Source organism: Bacillus sp. T17B1 (assembly GCF_026796395.1).
Lineage (GTDB): Bacteria > Bacillota > Bacilli > Bacillales > Bacillaceae > Bacillus > Bacillus spizizenii_A.
The window spans coordinates 15,176-30,072 of sequence record NZ_JALAYA010000057.1; the positions used below are offsets into that span (position 1 = coordinate 15,176).

The 14,897-nt window shown below is 40.2% G+C and carries 19 protein-coding genes and 2 pseudogenes; 17 read left to right on the forward strand and 4 right to left on the reverse strand.

What is annotated here, in order from left to right; genetic code table 11:
* Position 1: 1 nt before the first annotated feature.
* Positions 2-457: pseudogene (locus MOF34_RS19865) on the reverse strand (SRPBCC family protein).
* A gap of 128 nt (positions 458-585) precedes the next feature.
* On the opposite strand from MOF34_RS19865, the gene MOF34_RS19870 reads away from it, so the two are divergent.
* The 9 genes and pseudogenes from MOF34_RS19870 (at position 586) to MOF34_RS19910 (ending at position 7,372) form a co-directional block, all read left to right on the forward strand.
* Complete coding sequence (locus MOF34_RS19870) at positions 586-846, forward strand: hypothetical protein (protein ID WP_268401454.1); 261 nt, start codon at positions 586-588, stop codon at positions 844-846.
* Between the two features lie 21 nt (positions 847-867).
* Entirely contained in the window at positions 868-1,056 is a 189-nt protein-coding gene (locus tag MOF34_RS19875) for a hypothetical protein (RefSeq protein ID WP_268401455.1), read from the forward strand.
* A 151-nt stretch (positions 1,057-1,207) separates the two neighbouring features.
* Complete coding sequence (gene chrA, locus MOF34_RS19880) at positions 1,208-2,404, forward strand: chromate efflux transporter (RefSeq protein WP_268401457.1); 1,197 nt, start codon at positions 1,208-1,210, stop codon at positions 2,402-2,404.
* A gap of 81 nt (positions 2,405-2,485) precedes the next feature.
* A pseudogene (locus MOF34_RS19885) lies at positions 2,486-2,751 on the forward strand (Ger(x)C family spore germination C-terminal domain-containing protein); the annotation flags it as partial.
* A gap of 156 nt (positions 2,752-2,907) precedes the next feature.
* Positions 2,908-3,714 carry a hypothetical protein gene (locus tag MOF34_RS19890; protein ID WP_268401458.1) on the forward strand — a complete coding sequence of 269 codons (807 nt, stop codon included), beginning with the start codon at positions 2,908-2,910 and terminating at the stop codon, positions 3,712-3,714.
* Between the two features lie 4 nt (positions 3,715-3,718).
* Positions 3,719-4,339, forward strand: coding sequence for a DUF4166 domain-containing protein (locus MOF34_RS19895; RefSeq protein WP_268401460.1), 621 nt, complete (start codon positions 3,719-3,721; stop codon positions 4,337-4,339).
* A complete protein-coding gene (locus MOF34_RS19900; protein ID WP_268401462.1) occupies positions 4,333-5,964 on the forward strand; it encodes a YndJ family protein in 1,632 nt (543 codons plus the stop codon). The genes MOF34_RS19895 and MOF34_RS19900 overlap by 7 nt, the downstream gene beginning before the upstream one ends.
* Positions 5,965-6,065: 101 nt before the next feature.
* Positions 6,066-6,380: a hypothetical protein gene (locus MOF34_RS19905; RefSeq protein ID WP_268401464.1), complete on the forward strand. Its 315-nt coding sequence runs from the start codon at positions 6,066-6,068 to the stop codon at positions 6,378-6,380.
* A gap of 233 nt (positions 6,381-6,613) precedes the next feature.
* Entirely contained in the window at positions 6,614-7,372 is a 759-nt protein-coding gene (locus MOF34_RS19910) for a poly-gamma-glutamate hydrolase family protein (RefSeq protein ID WP_268401465.1), read from the forward strand.
* Positions 7,373-7,395: 23 nt separating this feature from the next.
* Here the strand turns inward: MOF34_RS19910 and MOF34_RS19915 are convergent, their stop codons facing one another.
* A complete protein-coding gene (locus tag MOF34_RS19915; RefSeq protein ID WP_268401467.1) occupies positions 7,396-7,848 on the reverse strand; it encodes a YndM family protein in 453 nt (150 codons plus the stop codon).
* Positions 7,849-8,029: 181 nt separating this feature from the next.
* Here MOF34_RS19915 and fosM point away from each other — a divergent pair, with 181 nt between their 5' ends.
* Together fosM and MOF34_RS19925 are read left to right on the forward strand one after the other, a co-directional pair.
* Positions 8,030-8,452: a FosM family fosfomycin resistance protein gene (gene fosM / locus MOF34_RS19920; protein ID WP_019714518.1), complete on the forward strand. Its 423-nt coding sequence runs from the start codon at positions 8,030-8,032 to the stop codon at positions 8,450-8,452.
* 77 nt (positions 8,453-8,529) lie between these two features.
* The gene (locus tag MOF34_RS19925) at positions 8,530-8,958 is read left to right on the forward strand and encodes a hypothetical protein (protein ID WP_268401469.1); all 429 of its coding nucleotides are present in this window, start codon (positions 8,530-8,532) and stop codon (positions 8,956-8,958) included.
* A 389-nt stretch (positions 8,959-9,347) separates the two neighbouring features.
* Here the strand turns inward: MOF34_RS19925 and lexA are convergent, their stop codons facing one another.
* Positions 9,348-9,965 carry a transcriptional repressor LexA gene (gene lexA, locus MOF34_RS19930; RefSeq protein ID WP_019714520.1) on the reverse strand — a complete coding sequence of 206 codons (618 nt, stop codon included), beginning with the start codon at positions 9,963-9,965 and terminating at the stop codon, positions 9,348-9,350.
* Between the two features lie 149 nt (positions 9,966-10,114).
* Between lexA and yneA the strand changes: the two genes are divergently transcribed.
* The 6 genes from yneA to MOF34_RS19960 all read left to right on the forward strand — a co-directional run bounded on the left by yneA (position 10,115) and on the right by MOF34_RS19960 (position 14,479).
* A complete protein-coding gene (gene yneA, locus MOF34_RS19935) occupies positions 10,115-10,432 on the forward strand; it encodes a cell division suppressor protein YneA (protein ID WP_080010290.1) in 318 nt (105 codons plus the stop codon).
* Positions 10,433-10,451: 19 nt separating this feature from the next.
* Positions 10,452-11,105 carry a YneB family resolvase-like protein gene (locus MOF34_RS19940; protein ID WP_019714522.1) on the forward strand — a complete coding sequence of 218 codons (654 nt, stop codon included), beginning with the start codon at positions 10,452-10,454 and terminating at the stop codon, positions 11,103-11,105.
* Positions 11,106-11,168: 63 nt separating this feature from the next.
* Positions 11,169-11,402, forward strand: coding sequence for a DUF896 domain-containing protein (locus MOF34_RS19945; protein WP_019714523.1), 234 nt, complete (start codon positions 11,169-11,171; stop codon positions 11,400-11,402).
* 168 nt (positions 11,403-11,570) lie between these two features.
* Entirely contained in the window at positions 11,571-13,574 is a 2,004-nt protein-coding gene (tkt, locus tag MOF34_RS19950; protein ID WP_268401470.1) for a transketolase, read from the forward strand.
* A 154-nt stretch (positions 13,575-13,728) separates the two neighbouring features.
* Positions 13,729-14,175: a sporulation inhibitor of replication protein SirA gene (gene sirA / locus MOF34_RS19955; protein WP_019714525.1), complete on the forward strand. Its 447-nt coding sequence runs from the start codon at positions 13,729-13,731 to the stop codon at positions 14,173-14,175.
* Between the two features lie 85 nt (positions 14,176-14,260).
* A complete protein-coding gene (locus MOF34_RS19960; protein WP_003221221.1) occupies positions 14,261-14,479 on the forward strand; it encodes a YneF family protein in 219 nt (72 codons plus the stop codon).
* Between the two features lie 73 nt (positions 14,480-14,552).
* Here the strand turns inward: MOF34_RS19960 and ynzD are convergent, their stop codons facing one another.
* Entirely contained in the window at positions 14,553-14,726 is a 174-nt protein-coding gene (gene ynzD, locus MOF34_RS19965; protein ID WP_024121579.1) for an aspartyl-phosphate phosphatase YnzD, read from the reverse strand.
* Positions 14,727-14,897: the final 171 nt, after the last annotated feature.

Here is a 14,897-nt window from a genome sequence, read left to right on the forward strand (position 1 = left end):
CTCAAACTGGGAAGTATAATCTTTGAAAACAAAGAGAGAGAAACCTATCTCTTTTGTATTCTTCGACAGTCTTATGAAGCTGTTCATTTAAATGCCGATTCAGCCTCCATCCATCTTATCGCGGACGGAGCTTTTTTCGTTTGCTTTGCCAATCACTTTATTTGGCTCCTACCAGCCGCTGTGAATAAGGGTAAACCTCGTTTTTCTCCCAAGTCGTTTAATTGAAAAGTACGACCCATCAATCTATATCCCACTTAAATGAAAGTTTAGTGGGAACTTGGACAGTGAAAAATTTACAAGGAGACAACCGTTGATTGTAATTCTTGTCTGTCTTTCAGCTGAAAGTCATTGGACATAAACCACTTAGCGATGCCTTCTGAAGTGGAACTGTTTCCCAGACTTTCTGAATAGGTGCCTCTAGGATAATGTTTTTCGTTATTATCGCGATTTTGATCAATTTCGTATTCTTACATATGATGTTTTTTTGATTACATCATATAATAACTAATAAGATCATGCCATGGCTTGGTTGATGAACACTGTATCAGTCCCATCAGTTGGGTCTGTTTAAGGAGAGTGCTTTTCATGTACGAGAAAGAAAATACAGTGAGAGAGTGGAAAGTGTATCTTTTCGTCTTTTCATTCATGGTTGTTTGTGCAGTTGCAATTGTTATTTTTGAACCGAAAATTCTGTCCAGCCAAATTGTTTTGTGTGGATTTGATGCCTTCATCAGTTTTGTTTTATTAGCCAATGTGCTGTTTTTCTGGAGGAGAAACAAACGTATAGCCTATGTTTCAGGAGTTTTAGCTATCATCAATTTGTTTATGGTCATATCTCAGGTTTAATTTAAAACAGGAGGTTTTTTTATGCTTGGAAACATTAAAGCAGCCATTGATAACAGTCCGGGAAAGCCGGCTAGAATTATAGTCAGTGAAAAAACGTTTCAGCAACTAGAGAAAGAGATGCGTTTTGTTTACGTTCCCAAACCGAAAACGATAATGGGAATACCTGTGGAAGTGTCAGATCAGGAAGAAAGCTTCAAGCTTGAATTTTAATCTATTCCTAACCGCTCATGTGAGCCTTTTTAATATAATAAAGTTAAGTTTTGTTATCATTTTAAATAAGCGCTTGCAAACATGTTTCATTTTTTTATACTTAAGTGGAGTATTTCAGCTTTTTTAAATGCTGAGAACATGGGAGGGAGCAATGCACAAACATAAGCGTTACAGCTTTAAAACTCAGATAGAAATATTAATTGTTTCAACAAGACTTGGGTTTACATCATTCGGAGGTCCCATTGCTCATCTGGGCTACTTTTATGAAGAATATATTCGCAAAAGAAAATGGCTGGATGAAAAAAGCTATGCTGATTTGGTTGCTTTGTGCCAATTTTTGCCTGGACCGGCGAGCAGTCAAGTTGGGATTGGGATTGGAGTTATGCGTGGCGGGTTACTTGGCGGTATCGTTTCATTTCTCGGCTTTACACTGCCCTCTGTATTGGCACTAATCATATTTGCACTTTTATTAAAAAGTACCGATATAGAGCAAGCCGGCTGGATTCATGGTTTGAAAATCGTGGCGGTTGCAGTTGTTGCACATGCTATAACAGGAATGGCTCAAAAACTGGCACCTGATGTTAAGCGAAAAACGATTGCTTTGTTTGCATTGGTTGTTTCGCTTTTATGGCAAACTGCGTTTACCCAGGCAGGTATTATAATCATATCAGCAGCGATTGGTTTTCTGTTGTTTAAAGAGTCTATCGACAAAAAGGAATCAGCATTCCATTTTCCTATTTCTAAGACATTTGGGACTGTGTGTCTTTCATTATTCTTCGGATTGCTTGTTCTTTTGCCTGTTCTGCGAGAAACTTCAGATTTGCGCTGGCTTTCTATGTTTGACAGTTTTTACAGGGCAGGTTCCTTGGTTTTTGGCGGGGGACATGTTGTATTGCCGTTACTGGAACAGGAATTTGTACCAGCTGGAATGATCAGCAAAGAAGCATTTTTAGCAGGATATGGTGCAGCACAAGCTGTGCCGGGGCCTTTATTTACTTTTGCTGCCTATCTAGGTGCAGTCATGGGCGGCTGGCAGGGCGGAATGTTAGCTGCTATTGCCATATTCTTGCCTGCGTTTTTGCTGATTTTAGGTGCGTTGCCCTATTGGGAGGTTTTGCGGAGGAATTCCAACCTAAAGGGAGCTCTTGTAGGAGTGAATGCAGCGGTAGTCGGAATTTTAATTTCAGCTTTTTATTTTCCGATTTGGACAAGTGCGATTTTGAATCCGATTGATTTTGCGTTGGCGGCTTTATTGTTTAGTATGCTTGCTTATTGGAAGCTGCCTCCTTGGGTGATTGTCGTCACCGGTGTAATTGGCGGCTTTCTTCTGAACCATCTTTACATTTGACTTCTTTAAAGCGTGATGAAGACGTTCATCATGCTTTTTTTATTGGGAAAAAAGACGAACACGGGAAAAATAATCCTATGAAACTGGAATACAAATGAGGCGGTGGACACTCAGTTTTTAAAACATATGGAAACAAATACTGAAAACGAAGGAAAGAAAATAGTCAGTAATGTATTAAAAAAATCCAGCATGAATATAAAGCAGATGTTGCGGGTTTTGATGAATCTTTAAGGCTTGAGCATCCGGACTTATGGAAAGATAATTGGGATAACACCTTCAGTAAAATTGCCATCACGTACAGCGTAAACGCCACACTTACTCATTATAGAATGGTTAAAACACAGTGATGAATCAAATAGACGCTTAAAAAGAAGAGAAGGCAACTATCTCTTCTTTTTCTTTGCGTGTTTAGGATTCATATACTTTTTTTTGAAGGAAATGGATTTTTTGAATGGTCAATATGCTAATATAGGAATTGCTTCAAATTGAAGGGAGGAGGGGCTGTGAAACAGAAACCGATTTATGTAGAAATCGAAATGAGATCCGATCTGGATAAGCTTTGGGAATATACACAAAACCCATCACTGCATAGGGAATGGGACCTCCGGTTTTCAAATATCACGTATTTATATAGGCCGCCATACGAAAAGCAGAAGTTTCTTTACGAAACAAGGATAGGCTTTGGATTAAAGGTATCGGGTACAGGAGAAACAGTCGGTGTTTTCGACAAATCGTCATCTGCAAGAGTTTCCTCACTGGCTTTTGGCTCTGATCATCCGTTATCTCTAATTCAGCATGGCAGCGGGTACTGGAAATATATACAGCAAGACAACGGGAATTTGACGTTTTTAACACAGTACCAATACAAAACAGCCTACGGGCTGCCGGGAAGATGGATCGATCGTTTATTATTTCGGCCGCTTCTCGGCTGGGCGACTGCATGGAGCTTCGATGTTTTAAGACTTTGGATTGAGCAAAATAAACATCCGAAATACTTCATTCGATCTGCTATTGTCTATGTGTTCATGTGTCTGTTTTTCAGTCTGTTTTGGATTTATCAAGGTTTTACAGGTTTTGAAACAAGCATTTTGGCAGGAACAGCGGATATAGGATTGGGTATATTGTGGCTGATTCCATTAAAGAGAAAATGGATCATTCATGCTGTCCAGGCTTGTCTCTTTGCCGGATTCGCTATTTTAGGTTTCGAAATAGTATTGTGGATACTGTTGAGTGTGTTTTCTGCGGCAAGCGGCATTGTTAGTCTGCAACTCCCTAGTGCCAGGAACACAAAACGAAAGAGAAAGAAGTGACATTGTGAGTTCGATTTATGAAAAAACAATCAAGAACTATCATTTGCTGCACCCCAAGCTGCAAAAACGATATCAATTAGACGAGTCTCATACATTCAGCGGGACAGGAACGATGTCAGAAATAAGCGGAGGCACTTTTCTGGTTAGAATGCTTCTAAAGCTGGGGGTTTTTTTCAGGTGTTTTTTTTCAGAAAGAGGCAAAGACATCCCTTTTACGATACAAAATAGAGCTTGTCTAATGAATCGGGAACATACCGGGATAGAATGGAATCGTACATTTTTCTTTAAAGGCAAAAAACGTTACTTTGACGCGATTATGGTATACGACGAAAAAGAAGATAGGGTACTTGATTTCTTCGGCAAACCTCATGTTTTGCTGTCTGTTTTAGCGTTCGAGGCATCTGCTGACGGCTCTCTTACGATTACATCGGGAAAGCAATGGCTATTGATAGGAGGAAAAAGAATAGCGCTCCCAAAATGGCTGACCGGTACATCCGTTGTTTGCGAAACGTTTGACGAAAGCAAGAATTGCTTCACCATACAAGTGCGTGTCCAAAATACAATACTCGGCACCCTTTTCTTTTATCATGGAATGTTTCAGGAAGAAGAGAGAGAATCATGCTAAAACGAAATGGAATGATCAGTGCGCTTTGCTTTATAGGATATCTTGCAGCGGAAGCACCCCATATATCAGTGGCAGAGGCACTTGTTTTGGTATCCATTCTTTTTTTCGTGCCGGGAATTTTTCCTTTTGTCTTTCATCAATCGCAGCTTCGGTCTGCTCAATCTCTAGAATCTGGGTTGATAAAGTGCTATCCGGCTGCCGCTTTTTTTGCGGTACTGGCTCTTGTGACAGACATCGGAGGGTTCGCGCTAATCTGGTGGATATACACAGCTTTTATGGCTCTGTTTGCGATCCTTCGCCTCTGGGAAACAAAGATACATAGAATCGAAGAGACATCAGTTTTGTTCGGGCTTATCTATTTGGCGGGAGGAGGTTTTTGGTTTTTTGCTTATGCTGCACATTTGCAGATCATGCAATTTGGCCCTCTCATCATTTTGCTGACTGCTGTCCACTTTCATTATTCAGCCTTTCTGATCCCAATCTTTAACGGCTTGCTCGGGAGAATTACTAGGAAAAATCGGATGTTGTACAGTTGGATAACATGGGTGATTTTGTTATCACCCCTTCTGATCGCGCTTGGTATCACATATTCAAAAACACTTGATGTCATTGCGGTTGGCATCTACATGGCGGCACTTTATCTGCACGCATTTTTGGTGTTCACTACAGCTTTTCACCGCAAGACGGGAACATTTCTTATTCGGCTTTCTTCTGCCGTTCTACTGATAACGATCTTTTTCTCGATGCTTTATTCATTTGGTGTATTTCGGCAAAACGTCACATTGACCATTAATCAGATGATTTGGATACACGGTTTTGTTAACGCATTTTTTGTTATAGTGCCTGCTCTCATAGGATGGAGAATAGTAGATCCGAAGCCTTTTGATGCAGACAGCGTAAAGACATTCAGCCGTATCTACGGAAGTAGAAGGATTGGAACAAACTTTTTAGCTAACATTCAAGCTGAAAATAACGTTCAGTACAGAGGGCTCGTGGATGATATGGGAAGCCTTCGAGCAAAAGATTTTTCGCCCGAAAAACTGGCACCGTTCATTCTATCGTTTTATGAACAAACCATAAATTATGATGTAAAAGCAAAAGTGGCGTGGAGCACGTGGTTTCGGCCGCTTGCAATGGTTTACGAATGGTTCAGCAGAAGAACCGGCCAAATACATCTGTCGACGAACCCTGACTGGTATAGGATGTACAGTACGATAAAGGGTGTTCATTCGATAAAAGACGGAAGAGAAAAAGTGCGTGCCTGGATCAGAACAAATGAAAAAAACGAAACCATTTTTACCGCTCTATATTCAGTGTATCGTTCAAATGGCGAAGGGTATATGAACATTTCTCTACCGCTTCCATTCAGCAGTATGACAGGCATTTTAAAACCTTATCATCATCATGAGAAACTGGTTTTGACAAGCAGGCGGAGAAAAAGCAGAGCCGGAGATGAGGGGATTTATCTGCAAACAAGAGCAGGAACTTGTCCGCTTCCTTTATCTAAAACCTTTCTGATAGCAGCTATGGAGGACGACAAATTAACCGCTGTTCATCACATGTGGCTGTTTGGAATAAAATTTCTAACTGTACATTACATCATTACATATTGTCCGCCCAAATGAAGAACCTAACACAAAGAAGAGGATTCGTCAGCCAGCTGCTTAGTGAGTAGATCAGCGACATTTTAATTCTGCGCCGCATCTAGACGGGAAAGGAAGGATTAATGATGTTTTATATCGGTTGTTTTCTGATCCTTTGGCTGGTTGCGGGATTTATAGTGGGAATGAAACAAGTGTATGTCGATCAGCTGTTTGATAAAGGCGTAACCGAAAGACTGGAAAAAGAAGCGGGTGATCATGCGCACGCTGACCGGAGGATCAAACAGCGTGTCCTTTACATTGCAACAGTGACATTAAGCGGGTTTATCGCTGTTTATGATGAAGTGAAAACTATCCCGCAGAGGCGAAAAATAAGAAAGATTGAAAAAAACCTTATGGAATTGAATAAAGAAATGAAACAAAGAATGAAACGAAAATAAAAATGCACAGGCCGAAGGGCAGGTGCATTTTTTTCTGTTTGATATGGGAATTGGGTAAAAGGCTGTTGGTGCCAACTTACTTTTCATAAATTCAGAAATAGGAAGAACAGCGCCCGGGCTAATGGTATATAATATTGTGAATTTAACAAAAATTTAACAAGGAGGGCGAGAATTTCGTGCTAAGGCCTCAAAGAAACCGACATCCTGTAAATTTGGACTTAGAGGCGGAGTAGATGAAACCGGCCAAAGTATCCCTGCTCCGCCGTTTGCTCCATTCCTTGAAGCATGTTGATTGTAACATAGCCAAACGTTTTCCATCAACTCTTAAAATTGTAAAATTGTTGTTTATTTTTATGGTGTTTGCTCCGATTTCTTCCATATTTGCTGAAGATGTATATCAGGATTTTGAGGAATTAAAAAACAATGAAGATCCTTCTGATTACGGCATTGTCACGAAACAAACAAGCAGCCCAGTTCTTGTTTTAGCCATTCACGGAGGAGGTATTGAGGGCGGGACAAGTGAAATAGCGAGAGAAATCAGCAAAGAGTACTCGTTGTATTTATTTGAAGGCTTAAAATCGTCAGGAAACTCAGTGCTGCATATTACGAGCACGCGTTTTGATGAGCCTCGGGCCCTGAAAATGACGGGAAGTCATGAATATGTCATATCATTGCACGGATATGCAGAAGAAGATCAGCAGATCGAAGTCGGCGGTACAGATCGCGTAAGAGCGGCAGATTTAGTTAAAAGACTGCAAAATGCCGGTTTTCCTGCGGTACTGCTCGGTATGGATCATCCGCACGCAGGTGTAAGTCCGAATAACATCGCAAATAAATCAAAAACAGGTTTGAGTATCCAGTTAGAAATGAGCACTGGTTTTAGAAAATCTTTGTTCGGCATTTTTTCTTTAAAAAGCAGGTCTGTCACTCAAAATGAGAGGTTTTACGATTTTACAGAAGTGCTGTCCCGTTTTATCAATAATAGCTACTGAAAAATAAGGAGGCGTTTAGCCTCCTATTCCTCGTGCTTCTCCTTCGTAACGTCAGGAAACAGCTCGTCTGCGGCTTCTGTTTGATACTGCAGAGTGTTATCCCTGGCTGACAGTTCATTTCGAAAGGTTTCATCCAGCACATTTTTTAGCAAATACCGATGAAAAAAGTATTCAAAAACAGTAAGACAGGCAGCGGAAAGTAGAGCAGCTGCAAACGGTGGGAAATCATTTCTTGTTTGGGTTAAAACAAAGACCCAAAGAATAACGAATGAAAGTCCAAAGTCAGCCATTGAAGCTGTAATATTGTTTGTTCGCGGAAGGACGAGCATGTCACCGGATAGATAGGAAACAAAACCTAGGAAAAGTGCTATAAACATCACACTTAAAAAGGGCGCGTGATAGACTCTGTCCAATATCACATATAAAAGGGCAAAAGTGAAAGCAACCTTTGAAGCAAGAGCAATGATATGTTTCATTTAACCACCTAAATTGTTATTTTTGAAGAAAACCCTTGACTGTAAATAAATGATAAAGAACGTTCGACAGTCATTATTGTAAACAATCCGATGTTGTTTACACTGGTATTTTTTGCTGACTGAAACTTTTTTGGGAAAAAGTCGTACATATGGATGATCAGCTTTCAAGGGGGAATGATTTGTGAAGGTAAAAGGAATCAACCATTTATTATTTTCAGTTTCTCATCTATATACATCGATTGATTTTTATCAAAAAGTATTTGATGCCAAGCTTCTGGTAAAGGGAAAAACAACAGCATATTTTGATTTAAATGGCATATGGCTTGCGCTTAATGAAGAACCTGACATTCCGAGAAATGACATTAAGGCGTCTTATACCCATATTGCATTTACTATCGAAGATCATGAGTTTGAAGAAATGTCAGCAAAATTAAAAAGGCTTCATGTCAATATTCTGCCGGGCAGAGAACGAGATGAACGCGATCGAAAATCAATTTATTTTACCGATCCAGACGGTCACAAATTTGAATTTCATACAGGAACCCTTCAGGACAGGCTTCGTTATTATAAACAGGAGAAAAAGCATATGGATTTTTATGATTGAAATCAACCTCTTGGTATTACACAGAACATGTACATAAATCTTATGAAAGGTTAAAATATGGTAAAGAAAGGATGTGATTGAAAATAAAAATCTTGGGCTTAACAGCAGTTTTGATGTGTTTTTTCGGCATTGGCAGTACCCACGTGTCAGCTTTAGATTTTGATCACAAAACAGACTTTATTTTAAATGACAGCACAAAATCGTTTGTTCTGGACAATATTAATGATGTTCCGGCGATCGACTATATTTTAGGCTATCAGTTTACGATCTTGGGAGCCAATACTTGCTCAGTTGAGATTAAACTTCAGCGAATGAGGCTTACGGGAGAATATACCACGCTGAGCACGAAGCAATTCAGCGGAAGCTGGTTTGATTTTAGTGCTCAGGATAAGGTTTCTATCGATCCATTTCACCGATACCGTATATTTGCAGAAGAACACTCAGAAAACTGCACAAGTGTTCGGGTAAAGGGCAGTTATGGTGTACAGTATTTACAATTTGATTGAAGCTCACGTTGATTAGGAGAGGTGAGCTGTGTTTTTAGACTATGTTGAACTAACTTTACTGTGTACTAAATTTTCATTAAATTTTAATGTCGCGCTCCATAAATATACATGAAGCCCCGCTATTCCACGCCCTATGAGAATGAAACATTTTTCAAGAAAATAACGTCTAATATTTTAAACAACAATATCCTGATAAAAGTTTCCTGAAGGAAAGAAAATTTCTTGACTTCAACAATTGTTTGGTGGATAATTATGGTGTAAACATGATGTTCTTTTTCCTCCTATTCAGGCTCGCACCCAAAAGTCAGGGCGAGCCTGCTTTTTGTACAATAAACCCCCTCTCCGTAAAGGAAGAGGGGGTTATTTCATGCATTTGATAGATCAATAGGTTAATGGACGGTTCTGAACACGCCAATCACTTTCCCTAGAATGCTGACATTCTGCAAGATGATAGGTTCCATCGTTGGGTTTTCAGGCTGTAAGCGAATGTGAGTATCCTCTTTATAGAAACGTTTAACCGTAGCTTCATCATCTTCTGTCATCGCAACTACAATTTCCCCGTTGTTCGCTGTATTTTGCTGTTTAACGATGACATAATCCTTATCGAGAATACCAGCATCAATCATGCTGTCTCCCATGATCTCCAGCATAAATACATGCTCGTCCGGAGGAACCATACGATCAGGAAGCGGAAAATATTCTTCAATATTTTCTACTGCTGTAATAGGAGATCCCGCCGTGACTTTCCCGATGACGGGTACATTAACGATCTGACTTTGCGGAATGTCTACTTCTTCATCAAGGATTTCTATTGCTCTAGGTTTTGTCGGATCCCGTCTAATCAGCCCTTTTGTTTCCAAACGGGCCAAATGGCCGTGGACAGTTGAGCTGGACGCAAGCCCAACAGCCTCTCCGATTTCTCTCACGGAAGGCGGATATCCTTTTGATTTTACCTCTGCTTTAATAAAACGGAGGATATCTAGTTGCCTTTTTGATAGCTTCGTCATTTTTTGCACCTCAAAACGTCGATTTTAAGAAGATTATAGCATGATTTTCCTTACAGTACAAACATAGGTTCGAAAAAACAATTGACAGAAACGTTTGTTCGTATATACTGAAATTATAAAAAGGCGAACAAACATTCCTGTTGGAGGTTATGAGCATGAGTAAAGAATCTATTATTTTTGTCGGTCTATTCTCAGTGATTTTGAGCGCAGTTATCCTTTTGCTGTCATATACAAGCAGCGGTCAGGACATTAATCAGTATGCTAAAATAGAAGTCCAGCAAGGCGACACACTTTGGTCAATTGCTGATCAGGTTGCAGATACAAAAAAGATAAACAAAAACGATTTTATTGAATGGGTAGCTGATAAAAATCATCTTCAGACGTCTGATATCCAGCCGGGAGACGAGCTGGTGATCCCATTGAAAAAGAAACATCAGGATGCATATGAATTAGCAACTGTAAGATAGAGAGGAAAGATAGAAAAAAATGAAAGCACTCATATATGCCCGCGTAAGCACAAATAAAGAACAGCAGGAAACCTCATTAAAGCGGCAGGTGGAGGAGCTAACAGCCATTGCAGCAGAGAACGGCATGGAAGCCGTCAAAGTGATTTCTGAAAAAGCCAGTGGATACGAAATGGATCGGGACGGTGTATTTGAGCTGCTGGATGAGATCAAGAATTCGGGTATTGATGTTATTTTGGTTCAGGATGAGACTAGGCTCGGTCGGGGAAATGCAAAAATTGCCCTGCTCCATTGTATCTACAGAGAAGGTGTGAAAGTCTATACAACGGCTCACAGAGGTGAACTGGAGCTATCGGAGGCTGACTCTATGGTGCTGGAGATCGTCAGCATAGTGGAAGAGTATCAGCGCAAAATTCACAACATGAAAATCAAGCGGGGAATGAAGCGTGCAGTAAAAAATGGCTTTAAACCGCAAAAAAACTTGAAAAACCAACATGAAAACAGCGGAAAAGATAGAATAGAGGTCCCAATCTCAGAGATTGTCCGCCTAAGAGCGAATAAACTGACGTTTGCAGAAATTGCGGCAACGCTAAGAGGGTTTGGCTATGATGTGTCTAAAGCTACCGTCCACCGGCGGTATCAAGAGTACATAGAGAATGATGAGACAGCCGAGTGAATCGGTTGTAAAACTCTTTTTGATCTAGTACTATATAGACAAAATGCAATAAAGGAGTTTAACATGATTTCAAACGCTAAAATTGCCAGAATTAATGAACTTGCTGCTAAAGCCAAAGCTGGCGTTATAACAGAAGAAGAAAAAGCCGAACAGCAAAAGCTCCGTCAAGAGTACTTAAAAGGTTTTCGCTCATCTATGAAAAACACGTTGAAAAGTGTGAAAATTATTGATCCAGAAGGCAATGATGTGACACCAGAAAAGCTAAAAAAAGAACAAAGAAATAACAAACTTCACTAATATGAGAGGAATACGGAAATATCGTATTCCTCTTTTGCATATACTATGAGCAAAACTCTTATGTGACAAAATTCAACAAGTTTCTCTCGAATTTAAGCTGAAACAGTTGAGAAAAAGTCGTCAGACATTTATGATGTAAGGGTACAACACATAAGGAAGGGGATTTTTATGGATACAATTGAAAAGAAATCAGTTGCTACCATTCGCACACTCTCAATAGACGCTATTGAAAAAGCAAATTCTGGTCACCCAGGAATGCCAATGGGGGCTGCTCCAATGGCATACACGCTGTGGACAAAATTTATGAACGTAAGTCCGGCAAACCCTGGCTGGTTTAACCGTGACCGTTTTGTTTTATCTGCTGGACACGGATCAGCACTTTTATACAGCATGCTTCATTTAAGCGGGTTTGATCTTAGCATCGAAGATCTTAAGGGATTCCGCCAGTGGGGCAGCAAAACACCTGGACATCCAGAATTCGGGCATACTGCCGGTGTGGATGCCACAACAGGTCCGCTCGGACAAGGAATTGCCATGGCGGTCGGAATGGCTATCGCTGAACGCCATTTAGCGGAGACTTACAACCGCGATTCATTTAACGTAGTCGATCATTATACATACAGTATTTGCGGTGATGGTGATTTAATGGAAGGTATTTCTTCTGAAGCCGCTTCACTCGCAGGCCATCTTCAGCTTGGCCGTCTGATCGTATTATACGATTCTAATGACATCTCTCTAGATGGGGACCTTGACCGTTCATTCTCTGAAAACGTGAAACAGCGTTTTGAAGCAATGAATTGGGAAGTTCTTTATGTTGAGGATGGAAACAACATCGAAGAATTAACAGCAGCTATCGAAAAAGCACGCCAAAATGAAAAGAAACCTACATTAATTGAAGTGAAAACGACAATCGGTTTCGGTTCACCTAACCGTGCCGGCACATCCGGTGTTCACGGAGCTCCGCTTGGTAAAGAGGAAAGCAAGTTAACAAAAGAAGCTTATGCGTGGACATATGAAGAAGATTTCTACGTACCGGCAGAAGTATATGAGCATTTTGCTTCAGCGGTTAAAGAATCAGGAGAGAAAAAAGAACAGGAATGGAATGCTCAATTCGCTAAATATAAAGAAGTTTATCCTGAACTTGCTGAACAGCTTGAGCTGGCAATTAAAGGAGAGCTTCCGAAGGACTGGGATCAAGAGGTTCCTGTTTATGAAAAAGGAAGCAGCCTGGCATCCCGCGCCTCTTCCGGTGAAGTTCTCAACGGACTTGCGAAAAAAATTCCATTCTTTGTCGGAGGATCTGCTGACCTAGCGGGATCAAACAAAACGACAATTAAAAATGCCGGTGATTTTACAGCGGTTGATTACTCAGGCAAAAATTTCTGGTTCGGTGTTCGTGAATTTGCGATGGGCGCGGCCTTAAATGGTATGGCGCTCCATGGCGGACTGCGTGTATTCGGCGGAACTTTCTTTGTCTTCTCTGATTACCTGCGTCCGGCGATTCGCCTTGCAGCGTTAATGGGTCTTCCTGTCACTTATGTCTTCACACATGACAGTATTGCGGTAGGTGAAGATGGCCCGACGCACGAGCCTGTTGAACAGCTTGCTTCACTCCGTGCAATGCCTAATCTTTCCTTGATCCGTCCTGCAGACGGAAATGAGACAGCCGCAGCATGGAAGCTTGCAGTGCAAAGCACTGACCAGCCAACAGCGCTAGTGTTGACACGCCAAAACCTTCCAACGATTGACCAAACAGCTAAAGAAGCATTGGCAGGAGTAGAAAAAGGTGCATATGTCGTTTCTCAATCTAAAAACGAAACACCTGACGCTCTTCTTATCGCTTCAGGATCTGAAGTAGGTCTTGCGATTGAAGCACAAGCTGAATTGGCAAAAGAAAATATCGATGTTTCTGTTGTCAGCATGCCTTCAATGGACCGTTTCGATAAACAATCTGTTGAATACAAAAACACTGTCCTTCCTGCAGGTGTGAAAAAACGTCTTGCGATTGAGATGGGCTCATCATTTGGATGGGGCAAATACACAGGGCTTGAAGGAGACGTGCTCAGCATAGACCGATTCGGTGCATCTGCTCCTGGCGAAACCGTCATCAATGAATACGGCTTCTCAGTTCCAAACGTAGTGAGCCGAGTTAAAGCATTAATCAATAAGTAAAAGTCTTTTAAAGAGGATGAGTCAAATCATCCTCTTTTTCTTGTTTATCCGACAAAAATAGTATTGGCTGTTAAACAGTAATAGACAATTCTTTCTTTTCTTCTTTTGTATAATAGAGAGCAAATGAAATGCTGCTGGAAAAGGGGATGAAAAGATGGAACGTCACTATTATACGTACCTGATTAAAGAGGAGTTTGCTAATCACTATTTCGGGCGGGAATCGGTTATGTTTGAGCTGTTTCAAGACTATCATTGGACAAGCCTGACAAAGCAGCAGTATGAAATGACAGAGAAACAGATTCAATATATTACACAGCCAATTCCGATTTTACATATGCATCAGCGGTTAAAAATGAATTTACACAATACGGATTACAGACAGCTGGATTATATTTATAGATTAGCTTTGCCGAATGCAAAAGGCCACGCGACGTTTATGATGAAGGAGCACATGATAGAATTAGTGGCTTCGGGGGATTACGAGGCAGAAACGATCTTCTTTGAAGTGTTGAGAAAAGTAAGCCCTTGCTTTCTGGCTATGGATTTTAATTCGAAGCGTTATGGATGGCTAAATCCGGTGAAAGAAAGAAATTTTGTCTAAAACCGAAGAAAAAGAGATGTAAATGTTGTATAATAGCTTTTGGTTTAGTACACTTTAAACTAGACAACATGAAGGAGGAAATAAAATGACTTTATGGGTTGGCATCCTAGTGGGCGTAGTTGCATTGCTCATAGGTGTTGCACTCGGGTTTTTTATTGCTCGTAAATATATGATGAGCTACCTTAAAAAGAATCCGCCTATTAATGAACAAATGTTACGTATGATGATGATGCAAATGGGAATGAAACCTTCTCAAAAGAAAATCAATCAAATGATGAAAGCCATGAATAATCAAACGAAATAATACGTAAAGATTATGATATAGAGAAACATGGTTATAAAATAAAAAACCCTTATACGGGTTTTTTATTTTGCAATCATTCATCACCCGCTACTGCTCTAAGGCGCTGCTTTTGATATTGTATGAGAAGATGGTCAAGCTCCTGACTGAGCTCTATCGTTATATGAGATGTCATTCCGTTCGCCATGACAATTTGCAGCAGCTCTGCTCTTTTTTTTTCAATTTCATTTAATAGATGCTCTCTAATCACAGGGATGTATCCTTTCATACATTAGATCTTCAAAGTGAATGTTTATATTATATCCATATTTATACTAATTTTCAAATGAGAAGGAGTACAATATCTCAATGTCAAATTAAATTATATAAGTTTTTTCTGAAAATAGAAATCCTTCAAGTGAAAGTGTTAAAAAAATGAAAT